Source organism: Streptomyces sp. NPDC058691 (assembly GCF_042714775.1).
In the GTDB taxonomy this organism is placed as follows: domain Bacteria; phylum Actinomycetota; class Actinomycetes; order Streptomycetales; family Streptomycetaceae; genus Actinacidiphila.
In genome coordinates this window covers 17,965-18,930 of the sequence record NZ_JBHXSO010000096.1, presented here as the reverse complement: position 1 = coordinate 18,930, position 966 = coordinate 17,965, and the positions used below count along the sequence as shown (strand labels likewise).

General features: G+C 71.7%; 1 protein-coding gene. It reads left to right on the top strand.

The window, feature by feature from the left end:
* The first annotated feature begins 194 nt into the window (after positions 1–194).
* The gene (locus ACFWVC_RS36735) at positions 195–839 is read left to right on the top strand and encodes a histidine phosphatase family protein (RefSeq protein WP_384298052.1); all 645 of its coding nucleotides are present in this window, start codon (positions 195–197) and stop codon (positions 837–839) included.
* Positions 840–966 lie beyond the last annotated feature (127 nt).

Sequence of the window (966 nt, the reverse complement as noted above, 5' to 3'; positions counted from 1 at the left end):
TGACACCCCGTTTTTTTTTTTTTTCCCCGGCTGCCTAAACCTGTTGGGGGGCCACGCGGTCTCTCCCCCGGCGGGCGCCTGGTGACCTGGTTTCTAACTGTGGGGGGTGGCGGCGCGGCCGACCCCGCCAACGGCTGACCCACCCCACCCCGGACACCGCACCACCCCCTGATTGCCGAAAGTGGATGAACATCATGGGCGACCTGCTCCTGCTCCGCCACGGCGAAACCGCATGGACCCTGTCCCGGCAGCACACCAGCCACACCGACCTTCCCCTCACCGCGCACGGCGAGGAGGAGGCCACCCGCATCGCCCCCCTGCTCGCCGCTCACGACATCGGCCTCGTCCTGACCAGCCCGCTGCGCCGCGCCGTGCGCACGGCGGAGCTGGCCGGGGCGGCCGGCGCCGAGGTCGAGCAGGCTCTGCGCGAATGGGACTACGGGGGTTACGAGGGCGTCACCACCGCGGAGATCCACCGCAACCGGCCGACGTGGAACCTGTGGTCCGACGGAGTGGCTCCCGGGCCCGCCGGTCATCCGGGGGAGAGTCCCCGGGACGTGGGCCGCCGCGCCGATCGCGTACTCGCGCGCATTGAGCCGATGCTGCGCGACCCCGCCGCCGGCGATGTACTCCTCGTGGCCCACGGCCACATACTGCGCGTCCTCACCGCCCGCCGGCTCGGGCTGCCGCCCTCCGCGGGAGCACTGTTCGCGCTGGACACCGGCACCGTCAGCCGGCTCGGTGTCGAGCACGGCCGTCCCGTCGTCAAGGCCTGGAACATGACGGGGAGCACGGCGACGGGAGCCCGGGCGGCGGGTCCTGGGGCGGCAGCGGCGTAGAGCGTCGTCGCGTACCCGTGGTGCCGGGCCGGCCCGGCCCCACCCCCCGGGGGACCGCCACGGCGGGGGCATATAAAAAAAAAAAGCTGCCCGCCCCCAATTAGTATGATATATAAGGGGTCGGCGG

Excerpts from the sequence above, each read along its gene's own strand:
- ACFWVC_RS36735 (WP_384298052.1), top strand. The coding sequence starts at position 195 with ATGGGCGACCTGCTCCTGCTCCGCCACGGCGAAACCGCATGGACCCTG.